This window comes from Companilactobacillus ginsenosidimutans (assembly GCF_001050475.1).
GTDB lineage: Bacteria > Bacillota > Bacilli > Lactobacillales > Lactobacillaceae > Companilactobacillus > Companilactobacillus ginsenosidimutans.
This window is the reverse complement of the sequence record NZ_CP012034.1, coordinates 1,902,905-1,929,287: the sequence shown is the minus strand read 5'-3', so window position 1 is coordinate 1,929,287 and position 26,383 is coordinate 1,902,905. Positions and strand designations below refer to the sequence as shown.

At 36.6% G+C, this 26,383-nt stretch carries 29 protein-coding genes and 1 pseudogene; 10 read left to right on the top strand and 20 right to left on the bottom strand.

The window, feature by feature from the left end; all coding sequences use genetic code 11:
• Nucleotides 1-126: 126 nt before the first annotated feature.
• From ABM34_RS09755 to ABM34_RS09730, 6 genes are all read left to right on the top strand, one after another.
• Entirely contained in the window at nucleotides 127-345 is a 219-nt protein-coding gene (locus ABM34_RS09755) for a DMT family transporter (RefSeq protein WP_048705379.1), read from the top strand.
• Between the two features lie 116 nt (nucleotides 346-461).
• Nucleotides 462-776: a DMT family transporter gene (locus tag ABM34_RS09750; protein WP_048705378.1), complete on the top strand. Its 315-nt coding sequence runs from the start codon at nucleotides 462-464 to the stop codon at nucleotides 774-776.
• A 315-nt stretch (nucleotides 777-1,091) separates the two neighbouring features.
• On the top strand, nucleotides 1,092-2,588 hold the full coding sequence (locus tag ABM34_RS13410) for an SLAP domain-containing protein (protein WP_048705376.1): 1,497 nt from the start codon (nucleotides 1,092-1,094) through the stop codon (nucleotides 2,586-2,588).
• Nucleotides 2,589-2,678: 90 nt separating this feature from the next.
• Nucleotides 2,679-2,981, top strand: a complete 303-nt coding sequence (locus ABM34_RS09740) for a nucleoside triphosphate pyrophosphohydrolase (RefSeq protein WP_048705374.1) — start codon at nucleotides 2,679-2,681, stop codon at nucleotides 2,979-2,981.
• A 17-nt stretch (nucleotides 2,982-2,998) separates the two neighbouring features.
• On the top strand, nucleotides 2,999-3,367 hold the full coding sequence (locus ABM34_RS09735; protein WP_048705373.1) for a DUF1304 domain-containing protein: 369 nt from the start codon (nucleotides 2,999-3,001) through the stop codon (nucleotides 3,365-3,367).
• A 30-nt stretch (nucleotides 3,368-3,397) separates the two neighbouring features.
• On the top strand, nucleotides 3,398-4,999 hold the full coding sequence (locus ABM34_RS09730; RefSeq protein ID WP_048705371.1) for a putative polysaccharide biosynthesis protein: 1,602 nt from the start codon (nucleotides 3,398-3,400) through the stop codon (nucleotides 4,997-4,999).
• 73 nt (nucleotides 5,000-5,072) lie between these two features.
• On the opposite strand, the gene ABM34_RS13605 is transcribed toward ABM34_RS09730, so the two are convergent.
• Together ABM34_RS13605 and ABM34_RS13600 are read right to left on the bottom strand one after the other, a co-directional pair.
• A complete protein-coding gene (locus ABM34_RS13605; RefSeq protein ID WP_470290499.1) occupies nucleotides 5,073-6,032 on the bottom strand; it encodes an ABC-F family ATP-binding cassette domain-containing protein in 960 nt (319 codons plus the stop codon).
• A gap of 123 nt (nucleotides 6,033-6,155) precedes the next feature.
• Nucleotides 6,156-6,671 (bottom strand): annotated as a pseudogene (locus ABM34_RS13600) (ATP-binding cassette domain-containing protein); the annotation flags it as partial.
• Between the two features lie 1,066 nt (nucleotides 6,672-7,737).
• Here ABM34_RS13600 and scrK point away from each other — a divergent pair.
• Nucleotides 7,738-8,610 carry a fructokinase ScrK gene (gene scrK / locus ABM34_RS09720; RefSeq protein ID WP_048705368.1) on the top strand — a complete coding sequence of 291 codons (873 nt, stop codon included), beginning with the start codon at nucleotides 7,738-7,740 and terminating at the stop codon, nucleotides 8,608-8,610.
• 331 nt (nucleotides 8,611-8,941) lie between these two features.
• Here the strand turns inward: scrK and ABM34_RS09710 are convergent, their stop codons facing one another.
• The 3 genes from ABM34_RS09710 to ABM34_RS09700 all read right to left on the bottom strand — a co-directional run bounded on the left by ABM34_RS09710 (nucleotide 8,942) and on the right by ABM34_RS09700 (nucleotide 10,164).
• Nucleotides 8,942-9,175 carry a hypothetical protein gene (locus ABM34_RS09710; RefSeq protein WP_048705365.1) on the bottom strand — a complete coding sequence of 78 codons (234 nt, stop codon included), beginning with the start codon at nucleotides 9,173-9,175 and terminating at the stop codon, nucleotides 8,942-8,944.
• A gap of 42 nt (nucleotides 9,176-9,217) precedes the next feature.
• The gene (locus tag ABM34_RS09705; protein ID WP_048705363.1) at nucleotides 9,218-9,538 is read right to left on the bottom strand and encodes a hypothetical protein; all 321 of its coding nucleotides are present in this window, start codon (nucleotides 9,536-9,538) and stop codon (nucleotides 9,218-9,220) included.
• A gap of 170 nt (nucleotides 9,539-9,708) precedes the next feature.
• Nucleotides 9,709-10,164, bottom strand: coding sequence for a GtrA family protein (locus ABM34_RS09700; RefSeq protein ID WP_048705362.1), 456 nt, complete (start codon nucleotides 10,162-10,164; stop codon nucleotides 9,709-9,711).
• Between the two features lie 203 nt (nucleotides 10,165-10,367).
• Between ABM34_RS09700 and ABM34_RS09695 the strand changes: the two genes are divergently transcribed.
• Nucleotides 10,368-11,597 (top strand): RNA-guided endonuclease InsQ/TnpB family protein, encoded by a 1,230-nt coding sequence (locus tag ABM34_RS09695; RefSeq protein ID WP_048705360.1) that lies wholly within the window; start codon nucleotides 10,368-10,370, stop codon nucleotides 11,595-11,597.
• 194 nt (nucleotides 11,598-11,791) lie between these two features.
• Here the strand turns inward: ABM34_RS09695 and ABM34_RS09690 are convergent, their stop codons facing one another.
• From ABM34_RS09690 to ABM34_RS09650, 9 genes are all read right to left on the bottom strand, one after another.
• Nucleotides 11,792-12,589, bottom strand: a complete 798-nt coding sequence (locus ABM34_RS09690; protein ID WP_048705358.1) for a metal ABC transporter permease — start codon at nucleotides 12,587-12,589, stop codon at nucleotides 11,792-11,794.
• A 9-nt stretch (nucleotides 12,590-12,598) separates the two neighbouring features.
• On the bottom strand, nucleotides 12,599-13,258 hold the full coding sequence (locus ABM34_RS09685) for an ATP-binding cassette domain-containing protein (protein WP_048705356.1): 660 nt from the start codon (nucleotides 13,256-13,258) through the stop codon (nucleotides 12,599-12,601).
• A gap of 4 nt (nucleotides 13,259-13,262) precedes the next feature.
• Entirely contained in the window at nucleotides 13,263-14,135 is an 873-nt protein-coding gene (locus tag ABM34_RS09680; protein WP_048705355.1) for a metal ABC transporter solute-binding protein, Zn/Mn family, read from the bottom strand.
• Between the two features lie 107 nt (nucleotides 14,136-14,242).
• The gene (locus tag ABM34_RS09675; protein WP_048705353.1) at nucleotides 14,243-14,806 is read right to left on the bottom strand and encodes a hypothetical protein; all 564 of its coding nucleotides are present in this window, start codon (nucleotides 14,804-14,806) and stop codon (nucleotides 14,243-14,245) included.
• A gap of 70 nt (nucleotides 14,807-14,876) precedes the next feature.
• Nucleotides 14,877-15,614: an aspartate/glutamate racemase family protein gene (locus tag ABM34_RS09670; protein ID WP_048705351.1), complete on the bottom strand. Its 738-nt coding sequence runs from the start codon at nucleotides 15,612-15,614 to the stop codon at nucleotides 14,877-14,879.
• A 2-nt stretch (nucleotides 15,615-15,616) separates the two neighbouring features.
• Nucleotides 15,617-17,146 carry a UDP-N-acetylmuramoyl-L-alanyl-D-glutamate--2,6-diaminopimelate ligase gene (locus ABM34_RS09665; protein ID WP_048705350.1) on the bottom strand — a complete coding sequence of 510 codons (1,530 nt, stop codon included), beginning with the start codon at nucleotides 17,144-17,146 and terminating at the stop codon, nucleotides 15,617-15,619.
• Nucleotides 17,147-17,155: 9 nt separating this feature from the next.
• A complete protein-coding gene (locus tag ABM34_RS09660) occupies nucleotides 17,156-18,388 on the bottom strand; it encodes a D-alanyl-D-alanine carboxypeptidase family protein (protein ID WP_048705348.1) in 1,233 nt (410 codons plus the stop codon).
• Nucleotide 18,389: 1 nt separating this feature from the next.
• Nucleotides 18,390-19,523: a sensor histidine kinase gene (locus ABM34_RS09655; protein WP_048705347.1), complete on the bottom strand. Its 1,134-nt coding sequence runs from the start codon at nucleotides 19,521-19,523 to the stop codon at nucleotides 18,390-18,392.
• Between the two features lie 3 nt (nucleotides 19,524-19,526).
• Entirely contained in the window at nucleotides 19,527-20,213 is a 687-nt protein-coding gene (locus tag ABM34_RS09650) for a response regulator transcription factor (RefSeq protein ID WP_048705345.1), read from the bottom strand.
• A 98-nt stretch (nucleotides 20,214-20,311) separates the two neighbouring features.
• Between ABM34_RS09650 and ABM34_RS09645 the strand changes: the two genes are divergently transcribed.
• Both ABM34_RS09645 and ABM34_RS09640 read left to right on the top strand, forming a co-directional pair.
• Complete coding sequence (locus tag ABM34_RS09645) at nucleotides 20,312-20,509, top strand: hypothetical protein (protein ID WP_048705343.1); 198 nt, start codon at nucleotides 20,312-20,314, stop codon at nucleotides 20,507-20,509.
• Nucleotides 20,510-21,101: 592 nt separating this feature from the next.
• A complete protein-coding gene (locus tag ABM34_RS09640) occupies nucleotides 21,102-21,506 on the top strand; it encodes a hypothetical protein (protein ID WP_048705341.1) in 405 nt (134 codons plus the stop codon).
• A 478-nt stretch (nucleotides 21,507-21,984) separates the two neighbouring features.
• On the opposite strand, the gene ABM34_RS09630 is transcribed toward ABM34_RS09640, so the two are convergent.
• From ABM34_RS09630 to ABM34_RS09605, 6 genes are all read right to left on the bottom strand, one after another.
• A complete protein-coding gene (locus ABM34_RS09630) occupies nucleotides 21,985-22,488 on the bottom strand; it encodes a hypothetical protein (protein WP_048705338.1) in 504 nt (167 codons plus the stop codon).
• A 120-nt stretch (nucleotides 22,489-22,608) separates the two neighbouring features.
• Complete coding sequence (locus tag ABM34_RS09625; RefSeq protein ID WP_048705336.1) at nucleotides 22,609-23,355, bottom strand: DUF1129 family protein; 747 nt, start codon at nucleotides 23,353-23,355, stop codon at nucleotides 22,609-22,611.
• Between the two features lie 15 nt (nucleotides 23,356-23,370).
• Entirely contained in the window at nucleotides 23,371-24,474 is a 1,104-nt protein-coding gene (gene ychF, locus ABM34_RS09620) for a redox-regulated ATPase YchF (RefSeq protein WP_048705335.1), read from the bottom strand.
• Nucleotides 24,474-24,740, bottom strand: coding sequence for a DUF951 domain-containing protein (locus ABM34_RS09615; protein ID WP_048705333.1), 267 nt, complete (start codon nucleotides 24,738-24,740; stop codon nucleotides 24,474-24,476). Before ABM34_RS09615 ends, ychF begins: the two co-directional genes overlap by 1 nt.
• Before the next feature lie 9 nt (nucleotides 24,741-24,749).
• On the bottom strand, nucleotides 24,750-25,622 hold the full coding sequence (locus tag ABM34_RS09610) for a ParB/RepB/Spo0J family partition protein (protein ID WP_048705332.1): 873 nt from the start codon (nucleotides 25,620-25,622) through the stop codon (nucleotides 24,750-24,752).
• Nucleotides 25,603-26,379 (bottom strand): ParA family protein, encoded by a 777-nt coding sequence (locus ABM34_RS09605; protein ID WP_048705330.1) that lies wholly within the window; start codon nucleotides 26,377-26,379, stop codon nucleotides 25,603-25,605. Before ABM34_RS09605 ends, ABM34_RS09610 begins: the two co-directional genes overlap by 20 nt.
• Nucleotides 26,380-26,383 lie beyond the last annotated feature (4 nt).

The window sequence follows — 26,383 nt, the reverse complement described above, 5'->3', positions numbered from 1 at the left end:
TATGATATTTTATTAATGTAATTTGAATTGATTGCCGAGTTACATAAAATAAAGTAGAATAATCTTAAGACTAGAGCAGGCAAACCGACTAGAGCGGTTTGCCTTTTTATATTCAGAGGTAAAGCTATGAGAAGAAGTTGGCTAGAAATTTTATTGGGTGCAATTTTGGAAGTGGTTTGGGTTTCAGCGATGAAACATATACATTCAATCATGGGCACAATAATAATTGTGGTAATAATCGCCTTGAGTTTTTATTTAATGATAGACGCAAGTAAGAACATCCCCGCAGGAACCACCTATGCCGTGTACGTTGGCTTAGGCTCCCTTTTCGTGGTAATCGCCTGAGTACTAGTGTTCCACGAAGCATTTAGTTGGACCAAATTAATTTTCGTCGTCCTTTTGACCATCGGCGTCATCGGACTGAAAATGGTCACCGACTTTGAAGAAAGGCGGGCTCACTAATGGATTGGATATTTTTAATATTAGCCGGAATCGGCGAAATGTCAGGTGTAACCTTCTTAGGTTTTTACACTGATAGGAAAAATAAGTTAGCAGTAGTAGCAATGGTAGCGTCATTCGTCTTTAGTCTCGGATTTCTTTATCTAGCGCTACAAACAATTCCCATGTCAATCGGATACTCCATTTGGACCGGAATTGGAGCCGCCGGCGGAGCAATTATGAACATGTGGTTATTTGACGAACCACGTAGCTGGATCCGTGGATTTTTCATTTTCTTAATAATATTTGCAGTAATTGGCTTAAAATTCGCAAGATAATATCAATATTTTGTCCTATTTATTACGGACATGTAACAAAGATTTCTAATAAAATTAAATTTTTATCTAAGCCACACTTAGGGTATTAGTGTGCATTAATCAGTGATATAACACCCTTTTCGATTATCAAATTTAAAATAATTTATGGAAAAATAACAACCAATCAATCATAATCATAACGATTATGATTTTTTTGTATTCTAAATTTAATAAGGGTGACATGGTTAGGTAACCAATAAAATACTATTATAAGATACGAAATATCCATATAACATTTGAGGGTTATATTCGGATTTAGAGGAGGATTTTTATATTATGAAAAAGACAAAACGCTTTGTTTTAACAACAGCAATCATGGCCAGTCTTGCAATGGGTGGAGCAACTACTGCAGTTTCAGTGCAAAACTCACAAGCTGCAGGAATTGGCGATACTATCACAAGCATTTTTAGTGGTAGTGGTTTAGGTTCAACTGCAACTTCTGGCGTTAATGTAAATGCTAATGGATTCAAGGTAGTCTTACCCGGTGGAACAGAACCCACTGAAGAAAATATTGAAGCGGCAATTGGTGGCACACCTTCTATTGCAGGTCTTATCCCTGCAAAGACATCAGTTTCTGCCGACGGAAAAACAGCAATTTTCACAGCAGATTTGTCTGGAATTAGTTCAAACCAAATTTTGACTCAAATTGGCAACCTTATTGGAAAAGTTGTTCAAGTTAAAGTTCCAATTACTTACTCAGACTCACTAACATTTAAAAACGGTACAACGACTGCAAACATCAAAAAGGGCGACAAAACATTCAAATTAGATGGTACTGTAGATGGTGTTTACAAAACTTCACCAGAAAATGCTACCGTTGAAGTAACAAATGATGGTGGCTTCAACTATGCATACGCTGGAACATACAGTCCAACCGTTAAAGTGTCATCAGATGGCACTGCAACAAGTGATGACATTCAATTAACTGTTAATGTTTTGGATGCTTCATTCCAAAACCTTGATCAAACTGTAATTAAGGGTGCTAACTTCGACCCTAACTCAGTTACAGGTACAGATTCAATCGGTCAAACTCTTGATATGTCAACTGAGAGTTCAGTTAATACTTCAAAGGTTGGTAAGAAAACTGTTAAATATACAGCAACTGACCCTTCATTGGACTACAAAGGTGATCCGATTCAATGGGAAGTTACTGGTTCAGTAAATGTTGTTGACGCTGACAGTACACAAACAATCAACTTCGTTGACGCTAACACTGGTGACACTGTTGATACAACAACTTTAACTGGTGCTTCTGGTCAAACTAAATCTGTTGACGCTCCTTCAGGTTACGATTTGGTAAATGATTCAGATGCTAACATTACTCTTCAAAAAGGTGATCACACTTCAACTGTAAAAGTTGTTAAGTCTGGTTCATCTGTTCAAACACCATTCTCTGGTACAGTTTCAACTTACTCAAATGGTGGCGTAGTTCCTCTATACAATGGTGACGGTACACAAACTCAACGTTCATTGTCAGCTAACTCTGATTGGGCAACTGATCAAACAAAGACTATGAATGGTGACAAATACTACCGTGTTTCAACAAACGAATGGGTTAAAGCCTCACAAGTTTACGAATACACACCAACAAGTTCAACAATCACAACAAATGGTGACTCAATTAAAGGTTTGTACTCAATCAACGGTAACAGATCAAACCGTTCATTATCACCTAACAGTGCTTGGTATACAGACAGAACTGCTTCAATCAATGGAACAACAATGTATCGTGTATCAACTGACGAATGGGTTTCATCAGCAGACGTACACTAATCTTTCAACAACTAGCCAAAGACTTCGGTCTTTGGCTTTTTTTGTACAGCAATGGTAATATTGGTATCAACCATTTGGGGAGGTGATTAAATGTTTAAATTAGTTCGTAATAAAATCCCAGATATTGTTGGGGACGAGGTCGAATTTACGACCTTAACAAATGAAGATTATCGTATTGCTTTGCGTACCAAATTAGTTGAAGAAGCTAACAAAGTAAAAAAAGCTGAAACTCGTGCCAACTTGGTTGAAGAATTAGGGGATCTAGAAGAAATTATTCATGCAATTTTAGAAGATGCTTCAATCACATATGAGGAAATGGACAGTATTCGCCATTCCAAAGATATTCAACGAGGCAATTTTTCTGATAAAATTGCTATGACTACTACTGATTAATTATTGGAGGGACTATCATGGACATATTTATTTTAGTTATTATCGCAATTATTGGTATTGAACACATTGGTATCGGACTCTTTGAGATGTTTGGCTCAACCGCTAAACAAGCAGATGCCTTCGATATGCCAGGTACATTTGTACAACAGAAGAATGCCAAGACCGCACTCAAAAATCAAGGAATTTATAACTTAATGCTGGGAATATTAATCCTTGCTGTTATCTTAATTTTCACCGGAGCAACATTAAAAACTTTGATGTTATTGCTGACAGGTTACGTTATGGTCGTCGCAATTTTCGGTGCATTTACGGTTACTAAAAAAATTATTTTCTTACAAGGATTACCAGCACTAATCGGTTTCCTACTAGTTCTATTTTTCTATTAAAATTTATCGCAATTAGAAGGACACCTTTTTATGAAGAAAGATTCACTCTTAAAAAGTTCACTATGGATTTCCGTTAGTGGCATAATCTCAAGAATTTTAGCTGTTGTTTACATCATCCCTTGGAACATCTGGATTGGAGCCGCCTCAGTTGGTGTCGCCAATGCCTTATATGGTCGTGTTTACAACATTTACAACTTATTTCTGATCATTGCCACAGCGGGAATTCCATCCGCTATTTCAAAAGAAGTTGCCGCATCAAACTCACTCGGACACTATGACCAAAGTGAGAAGATTCTCAAAAAATACAGTGTCTATATGACATTGATTGGTGTCGTCCTCGCTGCCATTATGTTTTTCGGCTCAAAATACGTCGCAATCATTTTCGCCGCCGGAGACATGCGAGTTGTCACGCCAATTAAATATTTGAGTATCGCAATGTTAGTAATCCCGGCCCTCGGAATTTTGCGAGGATACATCCAAGGATACGCATTCATCTCACTATCCGCGTTCTCACAAGTAATCGAGCAAATCGCCCGTGTCGCCTACATGCTTTACGCAACATACACAATCATGATTTTGCAAAACGGGAACTACATGCAAGCCGTTAACCAATCAACTCTTGCTTCATTTATCGGGGCAACACTGGCTTACCTATTCCTATTTTGGATGCGTCGCCGTGTCCGAAGAACTATCAAACCAGAGGATGTCGTACCAGTTCCAGACAACGAACCTTTGGAAAAAGTTAACTTCGGTGGCATGCTGAAATCGGCTATACCATTCTTGTTAGTTGATACTATTATGGTAGTGTTACAACTATTCGATCAGACTACGTTCTCATGGATTTATCAATCAATTATCCACGCAAGTACCAAAACTATCGATGATCTTTATGCTATGTTTGGATTCCAAGCTAACAAACTAATTATGGTGCTAGTTTCACTAGCAATCTCGGTTTCAGCTTCCGTAATCCCGGCATTATCAGCCTTAATTTCTCGTAAGTCAGAAACTAAACACATTCAAAAATTGATGCGCAATATTGTTGAGTTCACGATTTTTATAATTTTGCCAGCAACACTTGGCATGGTCGCAATCGGCTCACAACTTTGGACATTATTCTACGGTGCTAGTACACAAGGTGCCTACGTTTTGGCGGTATCATGCGCTGAGGCCATTTTCTACTGTGTATTCATGATTTTGGAAAATATTCTTCAGGTAACTCACCATGTTAAGAAATCAATGTGGTTCTTGCTTTTGGCATACATCATCAAAATAGTACTTCAATTACCTTTCACCGTTTATCTGGGTGTTTATGGACCACTATTGTCATCAACTATCGCCTTCGCGGTCATGGGCCATTTCGCCTTCAGACTAATCAACAAGGAATTTGGTATAGTTGACTCAGGCTTGGCCAAACGTCTCTTAAGAGTCGTCTTAGACAGTGTAGTGATGTTTGTCGTCGTTGGTATCTCAGTTTACTTGTTATCACTAGTGATTAACGACCAATATAAGGTTGGAGCAACCATTGTTCTTTCAATCGGAGCCGTAATCGGAATTATCGTTTATGGATTTCTCGGATATAAAGATGGTTCTCTCAAGATACTACGTAAAATTAGAAATACTGAAATCTATTAAGATAAGCCTTCGGGCTTATTTTTTTTTGCAACAAAAAAGCGTCATGAAGTTTCCTTCATAACGCCAATAGTATTTAATTATCTAGTTCAGCAATTTGTTTCTCAACTTGTGGATTCAAACGGAATTCATCATAAGTTGTATCTGCACGGTCAACAACTCCGTCTTCAGTTAAGTAAATCAAACGGTTAGCAATTGTTTGAATAAATTGGTGGTCATGTGATGCAAAGAGAATTGAACCTTTATAATCAATCAAACTATTATTAAGTGCTGTGATCGATTCCAAATCCAAATGGTTGGTTGGATCGTCCAATAGTAAGACATTGGCTTTCAGTAACATCATCTTAGATAGCATGACACGAACTTTTTCCCCACCGGAAAGGACATCAACGTGTTTTGTAACATCGTCTCCAGAGAAGATCATACGTCCCAAGAAACCACGCAAGAAGGTATCGTCATCTTCACCTTTTTCAGCGAATTGACGTAACCAATCAATGATTGGTGTCTCTTCATTGAACATTGAGTTAAAGTCTTTTGGCAAGTATGCGCGACTAGTTGTGACACCCCAGGTAATCGTTCCTGAATCAGGGGTTAAGTCACCAGAAATAACTCTGAATAAGGCAGTTGTCTTCATATCATCTTTAGCCAAGAAAGCTACCTTGTCATCTTTGTTAAGAATAAAGCTGACATTCTTCAAAATCTGCTTACCATCAATAGTTACTGACAAGTTATCAACTTTCAACAAGTCATTACCGATCTCACGATTAGGAACAAACTTGATAAATGGATAACGTCTTGAGCTTGGCTGGATGTCATCCAAAGTAATCTTATCAAGCATCTTCTTACGTGAAGTGGCTTGTTTAGATTTAGAAGCATTAGCAGAGAAACGAGCAATAAAGTCTTGTAACTCCTTGATTTTCTCTTCTTTTTTAGCATTTTGATCTTGCTTCATACTTTGGGCAAGTTCAGAAGATTGTTGCCAGAAGTCATAATTACCGGCATAAAGTTTGATCTTACCGTAATCAAGATCAGCCATGTATGTACATACTTTATTCAAGAAGTATCTATCATGGGAAACGACGATAACAGTATTTTCAAAGTTGATCAAGAATTCTTCAAGCCAGTCAATTGATTCAACGTCCAAACCATTAGTTGGCTCATCGAGCAATAGAACATCAGGTTGACCAAATAAAGCTTGTGCCAACAAGACCTTAATCTTTTGACCAGCAGTCAAAGTGTTCATTTTAACTTGATGCAATTTTTCAGGGATATTCAATCCGTGAAGCATTTGAGAAGCTTCACCTTCAGCTTCCCAGCCGCCCATTTCACCAAACTTAGTTTCTAAGTCGGCTGCACGCAAACCATCTTCCTCATTGAAATCAGGTTTAGCATAAATAGCATCTTTTTCTTGCATAATTTTATAAAGGTCAGCGTGACCCATCATTACAGTTTCCATAACTGTATAATCATCATAGTCAAAGTGGTTTTGTTTCAAAGTAGCCAAACGTTCATTTGGTCCCAATTTGACAGAACCGGTTGAGGGTTCAATTTCGCCAGATAAAACTTTTAGAAAAGTTGATTTACCCGCACCATTGGCACCAATCAAGCCATAACAATTTCCTGGTGCAAAGTTAATATTCACATCATCAAAAAGCTTACGATCAGCAAAGTGCAAACTAACATCATTAACAGTAATCAAATATATTTTCTCTTTTCTTCAAAATAGTCTAGCTTGCATTATACGGGGAATTCCCACGTTAAGCAATGATATTGCACCCTTTTCATCATAATTTATTTATGAAAATTTGATTGAAAATAATAATCTTGTTTTCAGTTATAATGAAATGCATAGACGATCGTAATATGGTCAATTCTGAAGGAAAAACACTTTAGACGTAGTAAAGTTTCTCACGGTGCTATACTTAACTCGAACAAAAAAGGTGAAGCTCTGAATCAACAGTCTTCACCTTATAGCCCTAATGGCGGTGACTAGTTAACAACTAGGAAATAAGTCGAAAACAGTCGAAAGTTTATGCGACTTATTTCTTTCGATCTGAATCATGTATCATAATTAACAGCATTGATAATTGTAAAACAAACATCAACACTTGATACAATGTCATATGAACCTCCTTAGAGGCCACAAGTAAACGTCTCTACTCATTAGACCACCTTCTTTTCAAAAGATAGCCGCCGCTTTAACCTGCTACAAACTAAATTACGAGAAATGTGTTAATAATTTCTTGTAATTTTTTTATTTCATCAAATTTGGTCATCTTTGACTGATTATCATTATTCATACGTATGTATTTTCATTGGTGCTATACTCAGTGTGCAACAAAAAAGCAGGAACTGCGTGAACAGTCCCTGCAAAAAGTAGCCCGCAATGCGGTTACTAAGCTACACTTTATAAAACAGTCGTGAGCCGTTCAAACCTAGGACGGCTTATTTTTTTCGATAAGAATCATGCATCATTACGACAAGTACTAACGCTTGTAAAACAAGCATCAAGGCCTGATACAATGTCAAGGCAACCTCCCTTGGAGGCCAACAGGTAATCTGCTCTACTCATAGACCTCACCTCGCGATAGCTCAGTTTGGTTCCGCCGCTTAGCTTGCTACCTGAATAAATTACGCAGAGTTTTTCAATTCTATTTTTATTATTCAAACTAATTTGACGGCAAATTATTACAATGCTAATCTTTTATCATTAAACATACAATAATCAGGAGGATGACAATTTGTTAGTAGGTAGCATAGAAGCTGGTGGGACAAAGTTTGTTTGTGCCGTTGGAAATGAAGATTACAGTATTCAGGACAGTACACATTTTCCAACAACCACTCCGGAAGAAACTCTCCGTAAAACAATCGACTATTTCAAACAATTTGATGTCGAAGCTATCGGAATTGCATCTTTTGGACCAATTGAATTACGTAAAAATTCTCCAAAATATGGTTATATCACAAAAACTCCCAAGCCAAACTGGGAAAATACAGATTTCGTCGGCACCTTAAAGAAAGAACTAGACGTACCAATGTTCTGGACAACAGACGTTAACGGTTCAGCCTATGGTGAATACATCATGTCAACTCTTTCTAATGAAAAAATCGACTCATTAGTTTACTACACAATCGGTACTGGTGTCGGTGGTGGTGCTGTTCAAAATGGTGAATTTGTCGGCAACGTCGGCCATCCAGAAATGGGCCACACTTTCTTGAAACGTCACCCTGACGATTTGGATTTCAAAGGAATTTGTCCCTTCCACGGCGATTGTCTTGAAGGTCTAGTTGCTGGTCCAACTTTCGATGCTCGACTAGGCAAACCTGGTAAAGATGTTCCACTAACAGATCACACATGGGATATTATGGCCTATTACGTTGCTCAAGCCGCAATTCAAGTTACTCTAATTCTTCGTCCCGACAAAATTGTTTTCGGTGGTGGAGTTGTCAGTGAACCTTTCCTAGATAAAGTCCGTGCACAATTCAGCGACATGTTAAACGACTACGTTGAAGTTGGCGATCTAAATAAATATATTACAATGCCACTCGTTAAAAATAACGGTTCGGCAACCGTTGGAGATTTTGCTTTAGCAATTAAGGAACTCCAAGAATAGCAAAATAACACTTAGCCTCAAAGGTTAAGTGTTATTTTTTTCATTCAAATTCAGCTTTCTAGTGTTTATGAGACAAATATTCATCTGCAGCAAGTGCAATTAGCACTAACGTTGTCGTCAAAGGTAATTCAACTGGGACTAATTTATACGCTCCAAATAAGAGCAATATACAAAAAGGAATTATTACTGTATATCTCCTCACCCCATATTGGTGACGCAGCTTATTGGTAAAAGCAATTCCAGGTTTTGAAATTAAAATCAATACTAATAACACCTCTAAAATCAACATTAACAGATCCAGATTCATCATTATCCTCCACAGAATTAATGTTTAGAGTTTATATTTCAAATAATTTGTCGTCAGTAACATTAGTAGAATAACTATCGTCATTGGCAACAACATTGGTGTTTCTGTATAAATTAAATATATTGATAATGCAGCAAGTGGCAATGAAATTACGAATCTCCACATCCCCACCGCAATTCTAAGATTAGAACCAAATCTTCCATTCAATGAAATTATTAACAGACAGCTTAATACAATAATAAAGTGAAATATACTCATCTTTTCTCCCCTCAAATATTTAAAATAATTCGAATAATGCCATCACAATCCGGAGAGAGAGTATATGAAGTAACCTAAAAATCCGATTAGTGCAATCATCAGCACCAATCCCCATGCTAAATAATTATTGTTTTTCAATTCTTGGGCGCGGACTATCAAAGCCAAACTGAGTGCCAGTAATACCGTTGACTCAACTAATATTGAATTAGAAATAAACGAGATAATTATTAATCCAATAAATAAAGCCCCGATAATAAATCTATCACGATACAACTTTTTGGAAATTAAATGAAACGAAAAAAGTTGGACCGCCAAAATGAAAAGATGTGGCAAAAAAACCATCGACTGAACAGTTTCTGACAAGTAAACGCACCCCCAACTAACAACATAACAAGTCAATGTAAATTTCTTGTAAATATTAGCAAAAAAATTATATGAATACGTTTCCTTAAATAATGTGTTTGTTTTTACAAAAATTATTGTTAATACTAAAAAAGACAGAACACTGAAAATTCAGTGTTCTGCCTTTTAATTTAAGCTTCATTTTTTTCGTTTTCTAATCGTTTATCAGCTTTATCAAGCTTTTCACGTTTTCTAAAGATAATAAACTTACTAAATACGTAATTTAATACGACGACCACAACGTTAGCAATGATCTTCACGATAAATTTGCTTTGGCCTAACAAAGTAACACCGATTGTCATTGTACCTTGGTCAATTACCCAAGATGCCGCACGGAATAGGAAGAATGAACCCATCTCTAACCAAAATGCTTTCCATGTACTTGTATGTGAGTCAAAGACCCATAGTTTATTAGTTACGTATGCGAATACTACTGATAAGAAATAAGCCACTACATTAGCAATTTGATAGTTCCAGTGAAGTGGATATGCAAACCATGTGAATAATCCAATGTTTACTATTGTTGTTAATACGCCGAAAAATAGATAAGGAATTGTATCCTTATACTTGTCCCATAATTCTTTCATAAGAGTCTCAAGATAAGGAAACCCAGTATTTAAATGCTGGGAGGAATTATCGTTTTATGAGACCGCCTTTCTTAATTATAGTTTGTGTTACTCCTTTTAACATTTTTCTTGAACATATGTTCGTACATTGATATGATAACCATATCGAATGATACATATTCGAAATTACTTATCTAAGGACGGGCAACAAGGTGCGCAAATCAATGAATGAGTACCAGTACTTTTATGGTGTGAAAGTTAGATGTTACCCCTCAGATAAACAGAAACGAATCATTGAGCACAATCTTAATGGTTCTAGATTTGCTTATAATGAAATGGTCGCTATTGATAGAGAATTGTATAAACTTCGTAAATGTAAGTTATACATCAAACAAGTCCAAGATCGAATCGACTATTTAACTGAACGTAAAGAAAGTACTAAGTATCTTTTCGGACTTCGTTCTTGGCTGAATAAATTCAATGTTGGTACTGATGTTACAAGTATGGCGATTCGAAACTATAAAGCAGCTTGGAATCTGTTTACGAAAGTCCATACTACAGGTATTCCTAAATTCCATAAGAAACAGCATTCAGGAAGTTTCCAATTACCAAACCGATATCCCTCAAAAGTTACAACTCCGTCACTATTAAATGGTAATATCAGATTTCTTGATAACAAGCATATTAATATTTCCTTGATTGGACGTATCAGGGTATCCGGAAGTCATAAAAGACTAATGGTTAACCATTCTGATATCCGTATTGGAACTGTGACAGTATTTAAGGATGCTATTGGAAACTACTACATCTCACTTCAATTGGCATCTGATTCTCCTTTTGTTCAGACAAGGAAGAGTACGGGAGATTCAATTGGAATTGATCTTAATACGGAAAATTTCCTAACAACTTCTAATGGAGATGTTGTAGAGAATCCAAGATATTACAGAAAGAACAAGAAACGACTTGCTAAGCAACAACGAATTCTTTCAAGAAGACAACTACGAGCTAAAAAAGAACATCGACGATTACTGAACTCAAAGAACTATCAAAAGCAAAGAGTAATTGTTGCCAAATTACATGATGAAGTCTGTAATCGTCGTACTAACTTCTTACATGAAACATCTACTACACTCATCAAGAACCACGATCTGGTAGTAGCTGAAGAGTTAAGGAGTAAAAACTTGTTAAAAAATCATGCATTAGCTATGAGCATCAGTGATGTTGGTTGGAGAACATTTCTACAAATGCTGGAATACAAGGCGGTGATGTACGATAAGGTCTTTATTGCTGTTGATCCAAAGTACACAACTCAAACATGCTCAAATTGTGGTGACGTAATGAAGGGTGAAGAAAGACTAACCCTTTCTGATAGAACATGGACTTGTCCCAACTGTAATCAATATCACATCCGTGATCACAACGCGGCTAAAAACATATTAGCTAAAGCAATGTAAAACTGTTCAGTCCGTTTGGCAACTTGCGGACTTTAAAGACCTTAGTAATTACTATGTAAGACCCAGGAATACTGCGGTATATCTAGGCAACGGTGTATCTAGGTAAATTGTGATGCTAATGTGACTTGTTTCATTAGTTCTTACAAGCTCCCTACTTCAGTGGGGAGTAGTTGACGTTAAAAGTTTGATTCTCCCTAGTGGCTTAATTTCCAGTTTTTGTAGGATAGGCCTAAGAAGTATGCAATTACTTCAAAGGCTGAAATGAAGAATGTTACTGGCCAGTTGGTGATGAAAGCTAAGTATAGCCCTAACCACACACCTGCCAGCGACAAACCAACTGAGATCATTAGCAACTTCGGAACTGAGTGTACCAGATATCTGGCAGTTGCGCCAGGTAGTGTTAGCAGAACGAACACTAACAAGGAACCAACAATTTGAGCTCCGATACTGACACTCAAGGCCAAAGTAATTAAGAAAATAACTGATAAAAATCTCGTATTGAGACCAGATGCTCTTGCACCAATATGGTCAAATGAATCGAACGCTAATGGTTTGTAACTCAGAATGAATACGACAATCACAAACCCTGCCAAAATCATCAATTGGTTAACTTCTTTTGAACTGATACCTACGATACTACCAAAAAGAATATTTGTCGCGTACGAACTTGATTCTGATGACAGCGACAAGAATAGGATACCTAAACCAATGAATAACGATGATATGGCACTGATTGAAGCCTCTCGCCTAGAGGATTCGTTACTCAATCCACCCACGGCAATCGAACTCACTAATGTAAAAATTATCATCCCTGCAAGTGGCGAAATTCCAATTAATATCCCAAAGGCAGCTCCAGCAAATCCAATTTCAGAAAGTGTATGCGACAAGAAGGACATATTTCTGGATACTACAAAGACGCCGACGATACCAGCAGTTATCGCGATGAATGTACTGGCAATAAAGGCTTCTCGCATAAATTCATATTCAAACATATTATCCTCCTATTCAAACATATCTTCTGCGATTTCATCTACGCCAATAGACTCAACTGTTTGATGGTCAAACAGCAATGCTCGCTTAGTGTATTTCTTAGTTAATTCAGAATCATGGGTAATAAAAAGAACTGTCAGACCTTCTTTTTTGTTCAACTCTTGAACCAAATCCATTAATTGGATTTTGACATCAACATCCAGACTGGCAGTTGATTCATCCAGAATTAAGATTTTTGGCTTATTAACTAAAGCTTGGGCTAAATATGCCTTCTGCTTTTCACCACCGGAAGCCAGTCCTAATGGTCGTTTGCGTAAATTTAACAAGTTAGTTTCTTGTAAGATATTCTCAATTAATTCAGTATCTTTTCGTCTTTGAGCCGGATTTAAAGTAAATTTTAAGTTAAGTCGCATAAAATGTTCAATATCAAGTGGATAATCTAAATCGACATTTCTAAACTGTGGTACATAGCCAATTTTGTGCTTGTGATCCATTACAATATCGCCACTAGTCTTTTTCTCAAGTCCCATTAATATTTTGACCAAGGTCGTTTTACCTGCCCCATTACGGCCAACGATACTGACAAACTCACCATCATCAATTTTGAAATTCACATTTTGAAAAACAACTTGCTTGCCGAACTTTTTAGTAAGATTTTTGGCTTCGATCACAGCTTTACTCCTTTACTACCTTCTCAATTTGATTCAAGTTACCATTCATCCAATCGTAATAACCTAAGTCACTTGGTAGAGTTTCTGTGAAATAGACGACCGGAATATTATTTTCATTGGCGGTATTAATCATTTTAGTAATAATACTGCTAGTAACCTGTTTATTAACTACGAGAAAATCGACTTTGTGCTCGCGCATACCATTTTCCAAATTTCTGACGTCCTTCATTGAAGGATCAGTGTCATCTTCAATAGCTTTGGCAAAATGGTAGTCTCCAACTTTGACACCTATGTCATGCAACAAATAATCTGGCAATGGCTCAGTAACGTATGCCACCTTGCCTTGAGAGTATTTCTTGATGGATTTTTCACGGTCAGAAAGTTTGTCGAGTTTCCGCAAATATTTTGTATAGTTATCATAATAGTAATTTTTACTATTTACGTCAACCCTAGCCATATGTTGATAAACTGCTTTAGCTAATTTCTTCATATGGTCAACTCCGTACCAGATGTGCTCGTTAGCGCCATCATTTTTACCAAGAACATTTGCAAAATCAATCAAATTTTTTTGTTGGCTATTCGCTTCGACCATCTTATTAACCCAGTCGTCATATCCTAATCCATTCGCAACAATTAATTTTGAATCGGCAATTTGTTTAGAATTATTTGTCGACGGAGAAAAACTGTGCGGATCAACATTGACCGATTTGATAATCGATTCAACTTTATATCTGTTACCGACAATTGCTTTAACCGGTTCATTGTACGTATTGACTGTAGTTGTGATGATATTTTTCTGAGAATTATTTTTGGCACAGCCGGTCAAAATTAACATGAATAAAACTATAAACGTTAAAAAATATTTTTTCCGACTCATAATAATCCCCTTATAAATTATTTTTTTCAAAATTTAAGAGGTCAAAGACTTGGCGTCCCGACCTCTTAAAATATTAAGTTCTTATTCAATTATTGGCAAGTAATGTACTACCAAATTTGGAAATATTGACCATTAGCAGCTACTAAATAACTACCTGCTGGTGAGTCAGATCCCTTAGTATAAACATTTACTTGATAACCTGTAGTATTATTCCAAGTGATTTTACCGTTTGAAACATACTGGGTTGTTGCACGATCATAGGTTGAAGCCAACTTGTCACCTAACAAAGTTGTAGCGTCACTGGATGAGTTAACGACGTTAGCACTTGATGAAGATGAGCTTGATTGTGTTGATGATTGTCCGTTTGAGGCAGCTGATTTATTACTTGATGTATTGCTGCTTCCGTTTGAATTACTTGAAGAATTGGTGCCATTTGATGAATTACTGTTTGAATTTGTTTCGTCATCATTGTCATTGTTGTCATTTGAAGCAGTCTTTGAGTCATTGTCATCACTCTTAGAAGCTTTTTTGGATGGGTTGGTTGATTTGGTACTCTTTGTTTGTTCCGTACTGTCGTTTGATGTAGTTGAACTAGATGATTGAGTATTTGAGCAACCAGCTAGTAATAGACCGGCTAATACGGCGGTTGTTAATGATAATTTTTTTAACATAGTATAAGTACCTCCTGTAACTTAAATTATAAGGGGGTTACGATTTTAATCAATATAATGTTAGTGAACATTAATAAATCTTAGAAAAATCGATATCCTCGCCTCTTCTAACTTTTGTTGCTAATTCAATCGACTTGTCGGCAATAATGCTCTGAGCATCAATTACGTCATAGTCGTGATCAGGTGCCATTTCCTGTGCCAATGATAATTCTGTACAACCGAGAACAATCACATCACACCCAAATTTGTCATGCATTGTTTGTAGAATGTGATAGTATTTTTCTTCATTTACAGACCCTTTAATCTTAATGTCATCATAAATCAAGCTTTCAACTTCATCCTGAATCTCAGCATCCCCTAATGATAATTCAAAACCAGCGTCAGTAATATAGTCCTCATAAATATGATCATGAAGAGTACCTTTTGTACAAATTAAACCAACTTTTTTAGCATTAGGATATTGTTTCTTCATTGTTGAAATAGCCAAATATGGCATATTAACGATTGGAATATCAGTGGCAGCTTGAATCTCATCGAAGAAATAATGAGCTGTGTTACAAATCATAACCATAAAAGCTGGTTTTAGCAAACTTTGTTGTTGTACATCCTCAACAATCGCAGGCAAAAAGTTAGGTTTGCTGTGATCGATTATGTAGTCGGTACGGTCAGGAACAGTGGCGTGGTTGACCACAATATAATCTAGATAGTCCTGATCTTTTTCAGTTTTTGTGCGTTGGTCCAAAATTCGAACATAACTTTCAGTGGCTAGAGTGCCCATTCCACCGAGAACTGTAAAAAATTTCTTCATAATTATTCACCCTCGATATCTTTTAGTACTGTCTTAGCAACTACTGGGTCAGTTGGATATGGTACGTCGACTCCTTTAGTCTTTTGATATGCGTCATTACCCTTTGCGGCCAAAACAATAATATCACCATTTTGACTGCTAGTAATCATTTCTCGAATAGCTTCCTTACGATCGAGCACAATCTTGGTTGAAACCTTACTGTGATCAATTTTTCCATAAATCTCTGCACAAATATCTGCAGGATTCTCGAAACCAGGATCATCAGTGGTTAAAATGGCGACATCAGCTAATTCAGTTAAGACTTTAGAGAATCCAGCACGACGGGAAATACCTTTGTCACCGGGACTACCGACGACCACCTTGAGCTTAGATTTAGGATATTCCGTGTGTAAGAACCCAAGTAGAGCTTTCATACTAGCATAGTTGTGTGCGTAGTCAACAAAGATGATTCCGTGTGACTTACTAGTAATGTGTTCCATTCTTCCAGGAACATGCGCTCCTTGAAGGCCATCATAAATATCAGCAGTTGGGATATCGAGCAATCCAGTCGCTAAAATGGCGGCTGTACCATTGATTTCGTTGAAATCACCAACTAGTCCAAGTTTGTAATCACCAGTAATATTTAAGCTTACAGCTTTATCATTCAAAGCTTCAACATGGAAAATACTGTCTTTTAATGTAGCTTCTTTACTAGTTAACAAGAAATCTAAGTTATCTTTAGTTTGGTCTCTTCCAAACAAATAAATATTATCAGCTGAACTAGTTTCTAAGGCAGCAGAATAAACAGTGTCAAAGTCATTTGTATCACGGTTTATAATGTTGATCTTGGAATTAATCAACAACTGTTTTTTGCAGAACAAGTAATCCTCATAAGTTGGATGTTCGTTAGCTCCAATATGGTCAGGTGTAATATTCAAGAAGCCACCAATATCAAATGTTAGACCATAAACTCTATTTTTCTTATAAGCTTGTGACGAAACTTCCATTACTAAATGTGTCATGCCATTATCAACGGCGCGTCGCATGTCACGGAATAGTTCGAGCGATTCTGGTGTGGTCAAATCTGATTTAAATTTATCCTCTGGATTTGGTCCCACGATGCGATCGATTGTTGAGAACAAAGCAACTTTCTTAGGAAATACTTCTTTCAGGATGTCATAAATGAAGTATGAAGTGGTAGTTTTCCCCTTTGTTCCTGTGAAAGCGATGATGAATAAATCTTTTTCAGGATTACCAAAATAGGCCGCACTCAACAATGCCAAGGCTTTTTGAATGTCATTGACAATAATGTGGTCTGTATCCGAATCAAATTCTTTTTCGGCAACATAAATTTCAGCACCTTGGGAAATTGCTTGTTGTAAATACTCTGCTTTGAAATTATTACCTTTACAGAAGAAAATCCCATTATCCTGTTTCTCACGGGAATTGTAGCTGATATTAGTTACAGATTTATCAAGGTCAGTAACCTGACTCGAAACTAATAAATGATCCTGTTTGAGAATATCAATTGCTTGACTGATTTTTAAACTCATTTTTATCTCCTAAAACAAATGTTTGAAGAAATTTCCAATGTTGTCCCAAAATGAATTGTGAACTTTCTTTGGAACAATCTTCTTAATTTTGTGTTTAGTATTTGGGTATTGAATGTATCCACCGGGAATATTTTCAATAATTAATTTAGCTTGTCTTTTACCAGATGCAACGTTGAATCCCAGCGCATTATCGGCCTTCTTGTACACAAGTGAATCTTTATTAAAGTCGGCTGGCATCCAAATTTTAACTTCACGATAACTCTTATACTTCTGTTTCTTTGAAACATTTACCGTCTGATCCTTTTTCAAGACCGTTTTGTATTCAAAATTATCTTTCACATAATGGGCCAAGTTTTGTGTGCTTCTGAAACGCTTGTCTTTATCGTTTGATTCTCCTTGAACATTCATCACGATAGTCACGATCCGAGTGTTGTCAGTTGGGAAGGTCCCGACAAATGAATCTCCAGCTTCTTTAGTTGTACCAGTCTTCAAACCATCGAATTCATATCCTTCCTGGTAATCACGATTACCTTTTAGAAGTAAGTTTAATGATTTGTAGATTTTGGTACCTTCTCCAGCTGGGAAGGTTAACTCAGATTTCGAAGTAGTTTTTAGGATCTCTGGATATTCATCCAAAATATGTTTAGCAATGATAGCAATATCATTTGCAGAAAGCTTATTTTCAGAATCTTTTTTACCAAGATACATCCCTTTATATAGGTAAGAGTTATTCAACCCAGAGACATTATAGATTTCAGCATCCTTGATGCCCCAACTCTTCAAAGTCTTTCTCATTAACTTGATAAAGTTGATTTCCGTACCACCAACTTTTTGGCCAAGCATCATGGCAGCAGAATTTGAGGAAACAATCCAAGCAGCGTCGTACAATTGTTGGACCGTATACTCTTTGTTAGCATCCAAACTAACGTTTGTTAGCTCATCATGTTGTGTCATCTGAGCTTGTGCAGCAGTCGGTTTGAGCTTGTCCGTAAATTTCAAATTCTTCTCATGAATTGCTTTGGTAACCAAGTATAAGGTTAATACTTTGGTAATTGAACCAATTGCTACCTTTTTATCAGCATGTTCAGAGTATAAGATCTGACCTGATTTTTCATCAAACGCTAAAGCAGCTGAAGCCTTAACATCAGGTGCTTCAGCTGCTTGGACATTTTGAATATTTAAAATAGGTAAACTCAATAGAACTGCAAATACTATCGCAATTTTTTTAAAAAATTTTTTCATTCTATTCCTCACTGGTATTTTGTGTATTCATAGGAAAATGAATGATAAATGCTGTACGGTCGGGATCCGATTGAACATCAATCCATCCACCGTGCATTTTAACCATACTTTGTGCGATTGCTAATCCAAGACCAGTTCCACCGGTCTCTTTCGATCGTGAATCTTCGACTCGATAGAAACGGTCAAATAAGTGATCGAGAGAATCTTTTGGAATTGGCTTTCCATTATTAGCAACACTGATGACAACTTCCTCAGATGTCTGCTTTGCATTCAACCATAAGTGAGTTGCATCATTCCCATATTTAAAGGCATTCATAATCAGATTATTGAAAACTCTGCCTAATTTGTCGGTATCACCGGTCATTAAGATTCGTTCAGGATCGGCATTAACAACAATTTCCATCCCTCGCTTGTTAGCTTCCAATTCAAAGTCAGCTGACAGTTGATCTAGCATCTGAGCCATATCAAATTTTGTCATCGAAAGTGTACTGTTAGCATGCTCCACGTTAGTATACTCAAATAGGTCGTTAACTAACGTCTGCATTTCGAGAGATTTGTTATACGCAATATGAGTATACTTTAAAATTTGGTCCAAGTCTTCATAATTGCGACTCTCAATCAAGCCTAGGTAACCAATAATTGAAGTTAAGGGAGTTCTAATATCATGACTAACATTTGTGATCAGCTCATCCTTACTTTTTTCAGAACGACGTTGCTCGGCAATATGTTCATTGGTATTCTCAATCAATGAATTGATACTAGTTACAAGCCCTTGAAGTTGGGGATTCACCTGAATATCAATCCGCTGATCCAACGCACCTGAAGCTATCTTCGATAACTCTTCCTCGAAGTATTTAACTTGGAATTGGCGATACGATTTCATAACCACATGCAATGAAATGAATATTTCCAGAACAATAACCAATGCTAGTAACAATAATATTTTGGAAAGATTTCCGTGCGAAATATCCATATGCAATAAAGCGAAGAAACTTTTTTTATCATTACTGCCGAAAAACAAATTTGATGCCATAACTAAAATTACATTAATTATCTGAAATAAAAGAAAGGTGCCTATTCCCTCAATTAGGAGGACACCTTTTTCTTTATCATTCAGTTTAATTCGATTATTCAAAAACTAAACCTCCACTTTATAACCTACACCCCATACGGTTTCAATGACTTTTTCGCCATCTGTTGCTTCTTCAAGCTTGTCACGTAAATGTGATACGTGAACCATAACTGTTTTTGCTGAAACAACACTTTCTTGCTTCCATACTCGTTCAAAAATTTCGTCAGCTGAGAAAACTCGATTTGGATGGCTGGCTAATAAATATAGCACGCCAAATTCCAATGCTGTTAATTGAACTTTATTACCAGAGTCAGTCACGACTTCATGTGAATCTTTATAAATCGTAATTGGTCCGACTTCTAATTTATCGGGAACATTCTTGGAAGTTTGTTGAGCACTACGGCGCAAAAGCGAACGTATACGAGCCATGATTTCCAATGGATTGAATGGTTTTGTGACATAGTCGTCAGCACCTGTGATCAATCCTTGAATCTTATCCATGTCAGTTGTTTTTGCTGAGACAATAATGATTGGAATTTGTGAGTCCTTACGAACTCGTTTTGTAACTTCAATTCCGTCCATATTTGGCATCATGATATCCAAGACCATCAATGCAATATCACTATGTTGTGCTAATGCATCAAGTGCCTCTTGCCCAGAGTTTGCTGTAATTGGTTCGTAGCCCTCATTTTTAATGTAAATACTGAGTAACTCTACAATTTCTTTGTCGTCATCCACTACTAAAATCTTCATATAGACCCTCACCTAAACACACATTTTTAGTACTTATGCTACTATTATACAATAACAAGTACGTTAATTCCTAACCCCCTAAAAGAAAGTGGTATAGCATGGATTATCTTAGAAAAAGACTTCGTTTTATTTTGATTTTTATTTTCTCTTTGATTATTTTTGGAGTGGTTCAGTGGTTTTTCATGTCTGACGCTCATCTTACTGGTGCTCGGGTGCAGCTTTATGGGCAAATTTTGAAAATTGCTTGTGGCGGGTTTGCGCTTTATGCTGTTATTTCGTTTTTTCGAGTTAAGTAGGTTTGTATGATTGTTTGTATGCGGTTCACTGCCACCTTCCGGTTGGGATTATACAAGATGAACGTACGAGCCTTGCTCGTGCGCAACAGTCTTTGTGTTGGCTACGCCAACGAACATCCAAGGAAGGGAACGCACTGGACCCATTCCAAGCCTTTCGAAGTTCACGAAAGTCTTGAAACTGAGTCTTTGAGTAAGTCGGGATAATTCCCCGACTAACGCAAATTTCAGTGCTGAGCATTGTATAATCCCGCCCTGCAGGTTAGATGGTGTTCATATTTATTTTGAGGTGGAAAAGCAAAATAACAGAGCGCAAACATTAGAAGCAAGTTCAAAATCTTTATAAAGCTTCTGATCATCAGTATCTCGCTTTTTTATTTTTTGTCCTGCTTTATTTGCGCACATTATTTGTAATTCAAAAGATTAGATTCAAAACATTAAGTTCAAAATATCTTTGCTCGTTGATTGATTTTATTGATCATCGAGCTATTTTTTATCATTAAATCAATCTATTTGCTTGCATCTAAAGTTAACTTTAACTGAGTCTGATTCTCTGTTAAACTTGTTTAAAAGTGCTGAGGAGAATTTGATTGTTATGAAGTATATTCGTTTGTTTCTGGGTATTTGGATTGTTGGACTGGTTTCGATGATTCTCTTTACACCTTTGTTTGAGTATCATGGTGAAGTTATTTTACCTATCTCCATTTTCTACATTGGGATGATTGTTATCTGGATGGCTAATCCTCACGGGCGAGTTGTTGGTAGTCTTATTCGCCGTGGAATGATTAAGGACGAACCGGAATTGTTTCAAGTTAGTAATCTCACTGCTCTGATAATCAATTTGAATATTCCTATTGGAATAATTTTCATTTTTATTTATTTGATTCCTCGTTACTCATTAACAGTTAATTTTAGATATCTCTTTGCTTATATTGCTGTTTCCATTTCAGCTCGGATGATTTTTGCACCTGATTCTCGGAAATGGGGGAAGAAAGTTTAATGATTACTTTCTTAAAATTTGTTGCTCCAGGTTGGATATTTTCCTTTTTTATTGCACTAAATTATCAATTTCAAAATGAATTTCTGGATTGGAAATACTTTGTTGCTCTTTCATTTGTTTGGTTATTCATTTTTAACTTATTTCCTAGTAATGGGATCATCTTTAAATGGTTAGTTCGCAATGGAATGATTAATCCTTCACCCAGTATTGTCGGTAGATACGATAATTCCCCGATTCTTCAGAGGTTCGATTTTTTCTCACGAGCGTTAATTTATTCCTGGATAACATTTACTATTTGGAACAACGCGACACATACTTTAAGTTCTCAAATCATGTTGATTATTGGGATTGTTTGGATTTTTCTGTTTTGGAATCTTCATCCCACGAGCAGATTCGTTAAATGGTTGGTTCACCATCGACCAATCACATAAATTTTCAAAAAAATAAGGAACTTGGATTTTTATGTCCAAGTTCCTTTTTATAATTGCGTGATTACGTAGTACCAGAGCGATAACGCTGCTATTGATACTACTGCTATTGGAATGTAACGTGCTCGTTTACTTGTTTGTTTTGTGGATCTGTATAGGAAGAAAAATACTACTGCTAATGTAATTGGATAGATAAAGGCAATCCATCTATGTGCAATTGCTAGATTTAAAAATAAACTAATAGTTGTCGCACTTGAGGCGCTTAAAAACAATGAGTTGAATGTTGAGTTCGTTGATTTCTTAATATCATCTACAGCGGATACTCTTAATAAAATATAAATAAGAAAATATAAAGCTACATAGCAGGCTAAAGCTATTGCAGTGATTACTAAAGTTCCATCTATTCTGCCGGTGAAACTTGTTAGATCAGTTTTACCACCTAAATCTTGCGCCACTACGCTTTTTTGAGCTACTTCTTTTAATACTTCCAGTGAAAATAGTAATTGGGCTACTAAGTATGTAATAAAAAATAATGATGATTTTTGTTTTTCCAATACTTGCACCTCCGAAATAAAAAACAGACATCTCCAACCAAGTAATATACCTTACCCTATGTTTAAACATGTTTTACTCAAAAAGGCAAAAAAAAAGTCCCCATTGGGGACTTTTTATATTTAAATGAAACCTCTTGTTGTGATGTGCATATATTTTCTATACAAGAAACGGCCACCATAAGCTACTACGGCTAATACTAAGTATACGATTCCGTTTAAGCCTGGGTTGATGCTTCTTGGTACGAATTGCATAATTCCTAGGAAGACGAACATAATTACTAATCCGGCACCTAAATAACCGATTGTTACTAATAGTCCTGGACGTTCGCCCTTTGGTTTTTTCATTTGTATATTGAACCAAGTTAGTAATACACCCCACATTGCGGCTAGCAATACTAATGTGATGATACCTGTTTGGTTTTGAGTTGTTTGTTTTGTACTTGTTAATCCAACTACACCATACAAAACACTGAATAGTGCGAAGAACAATAATGATGTATCAATACTCAATGCCCAAAATGGTGTTTTCTTTTTAGGCTTAACTGGATGAGCTATGTCACCAGCCTTCTTTGAAACAGGTCCATACAGTTGATTTGCTGGAATACCTTTAATTTGGTTGGCAACGATTTCTGGAAGCAAGTTATCAATGGATTCTTTAGCTTCATCCTCAGTAAAATCATCATCCGTCAAACGTTTATTTAGTTTGAATACATATTCTTCGTTCTTGTTACTTAATTGTTTACGTAATTCAACTGGATCGGCGCTATTAATTTTTTCAGAAATTTCTGCAGACTTTTCTTTCTTCTCAGAATTTCTCTTTTGCTTTTCAGTAGCTTTTTTATTTCTCTCTCTTAAGTCGTCAGCCATCAATATCTCCCTATATTAAACATTAAATCTAAATTCGATAATGTCGCCATCTTGAACTTCGTAGTCTTTACCTTCAAGTCCAAGTTTTCCGGCTTCTTTAACAGCTTGTTCGCTGCCTAATTTGTCCAAATCATCAAATGCCATAACTTCGGCACGAATAAATCCACGTTCAAAATCAGAGTGGATAATACCAGCAACTTGAGGTGCCTTCATTCCTTCATGGAATGTCCAAGCACGAGTTTCTTTGCCACCGGCAGTAAAGAAGGTTCTCAAACCTAATAGTTTATAACTTGCTTTGATTAATTTATCTAGACCTGACTCAGTAACACCCTCAGCTTCCAAAAAGTCACGTCTGTCATTGTCGTCAAGTTCAGCAATTTCTTCTTCAGTCTTAGCTGAAACGCCAATAACTTCAGCATCTTCTTTGGCAGCATAATCTTCGATAACTTTATAATACTTGGATCCTTCTGGATCTGCCATATCGTCTTCAGCAATGTTAGCAACATACAAAACAGGTTTAGATGTTAGTAAGAATAAACCTTTAACAATTTTTTCTTCATCTTCGTTGAATTCGATTGAACGAACAGCGCCACCCTCTTCAAGAACAGGTTTGATCTTCTTGAGAACTTCGAATTCAGCAATAGCATCTTTATCTTTTGCACTAGTTGCTTGCTTTTCAACTTTTGTATAACGCTTGTTAACACTATCAAGATCAGCAATACTCAATTCCAAGTTGATTGTTTCAATGTCATCCAATGGATCAACAGTACCAGTAACACTAGTAATATTGTCGTCATCAAATGCACGAACAACGTGAACAATTGCATCAACCTGGCGAATATTTTCCAAAAATTTATTTCCTAAGCCTTCACCCTTGCTGGCACCTTTAACGATTCCGGCAATATCAGTGAACTCGAAAGTTGTATGAATAACTTTTTTAGCAGGAATTAATTCATCAATTCTTGATAATCTCTTGTCTGGTACTTCAACCATTCCGACGTTAGGGTCAATTGTAGCGAATGGGTAGTTAGCCATCTCCGCACCAGCTTTAGTAATAGCATTAAATAGTGTTGATTTACCAACGTTTGGTAAACCTACGATTCCGGCAGTTAAGGCCATTATAAATCCTCCTCATTATTGATTGTATTAGGTTGCATAATTTGTGTTTGTTTCAAATAAAATTCTTCATTGTTTGTATCAACGTCAGCAGCGACAGTTAATACTTTCTTGAACTTCTTCTTAAATTCAGCACGTGGGATCATTACGATATGACCGCAGCCCATACATTTAATCTTAATGTCTGCGCCAAGTCGAATAACTTCCCAACGATTTTCCCCACAAGCGTGAGGCTTTTTCATCATGATGATGTCTCCTAAATTAAACATAATATTCCTCTAATCTATTTGGATTCCTAATATGTCTAAAATACGATTCAAGTCGTCCGTGTTGGTAAAATCAATTTCCAACTTACCATGTCCATTGCGACTGGTTTTTACAGCAACTTGAGTATCGAATTTTTCAACCAATTTATCTTCAGTTGCTTTGACAAAAGGTGATTTTGCTTTTTTAGCTTTGTTTTCTTTTTTAACATCATGTTTGGTTTCAGTTGCTAATTGTTCCAACTGTCTAACAGTCAGATCCTCATCAACGGCTTTTTGTGCCAACTTTTCAATTTGATCCTGATCCTTCAAACTCAACAATGTTCTAGCTTGACCCATTGATAGAGCACCACTTTGAACTAATTGTTTCGTTGATTCAGGCAAGTTTAATAATCTCAAGTAATTGGCAATATATGGTCTACTCTTGCCCAGACGTTGAGAAACTTGTTCTTGCGTCAAATTCAATTTAGTAATCAACGTTTGATAAGCATCTGCTTCTTCAAGTGGTGTCAAATCTTCACGCTGCAAGTTTTCCAAGACGGCAATTTCCATCATCCCTGATTCACTCAGTGGACGAACAATTGCAGGAATAGTAGTCTTCTTGGCAATCTTACTAGCACGGAATCTTCTCTCACCCGCAATGATTTCGAATCCATTAACACTTTCACGAACAATAATGGGTTGGAAAACACCGTTTTGATCAATTGATTTAGCCAACTCATTCAAAGCATGTTCGTCAAAAGTTTTTCTAGGTTGGTATGGATTAGGTCTGATTTCATCTAAGTTGAGGTCTACAACGCTTTCGCTATTTTCATCGATGGCTTCAAATTCAGAAAAGATCGCGTCAATGCCTTTTCCTAAGCCTTTTTTATTTTTGCTTGATGCCATTACGTTTTAGTACCTCCTTGGCTAGTGCAATATAAGCCTCTGCACCACGAGAACGTTCATCGAAATCAATAATTGGCAAGCCATAACTTGGGGCTTCAGCCAATGTTGTATTTCTAGGTACGATTGATTTGTAAACACTGTCACCAAAGTAAGATTTAACTTCGTCAACAACTTGTTTACCAAGATTTGTTCTTGAATCGAGCATAGTTAATAGAACACCCTCAATTTCCAAATTCGAATTGAAGTGTTTTTGAACTAAACGGATTGTATTTAATAATTGACTCAAACCTTCAAGAGCATAGTACTCACTTTGAACAGGAATGAGAATTGAATCGCTAGCTGTAAATGCGTTGGTCGAAAGTTGACCAAGTGAAGGTGGGCAATCAATCAAAACAAAGTCATAGAGATCGTCAACTGTATCAATACCAGCTTTTAGACGAGTCTCACGGGCCATCATTGAAGTCAATTCCATCTCAGCACCAGCAAGTTGAATAGTGGCAGGAACGATATCAAGATCGTCGTGTTTAGAATGAATAATTGTGTCTTTAAGTGGATATTCGTTTACCAAAACATCATAGACATCTTTGGAAACATTGGCTTTTTTGATACCTAAACCACTTGTAGCATTACCTTGTGGATCAACGTCAATAATAAGAACCTTCTGGCCCATATTAGTTAGACACGCTCCCAAGTTAATGGTAGTAGTGGTTTTACCAACACCACCTTTTTGATTTGCAATGGATATTTTTCGTGCCATCTTA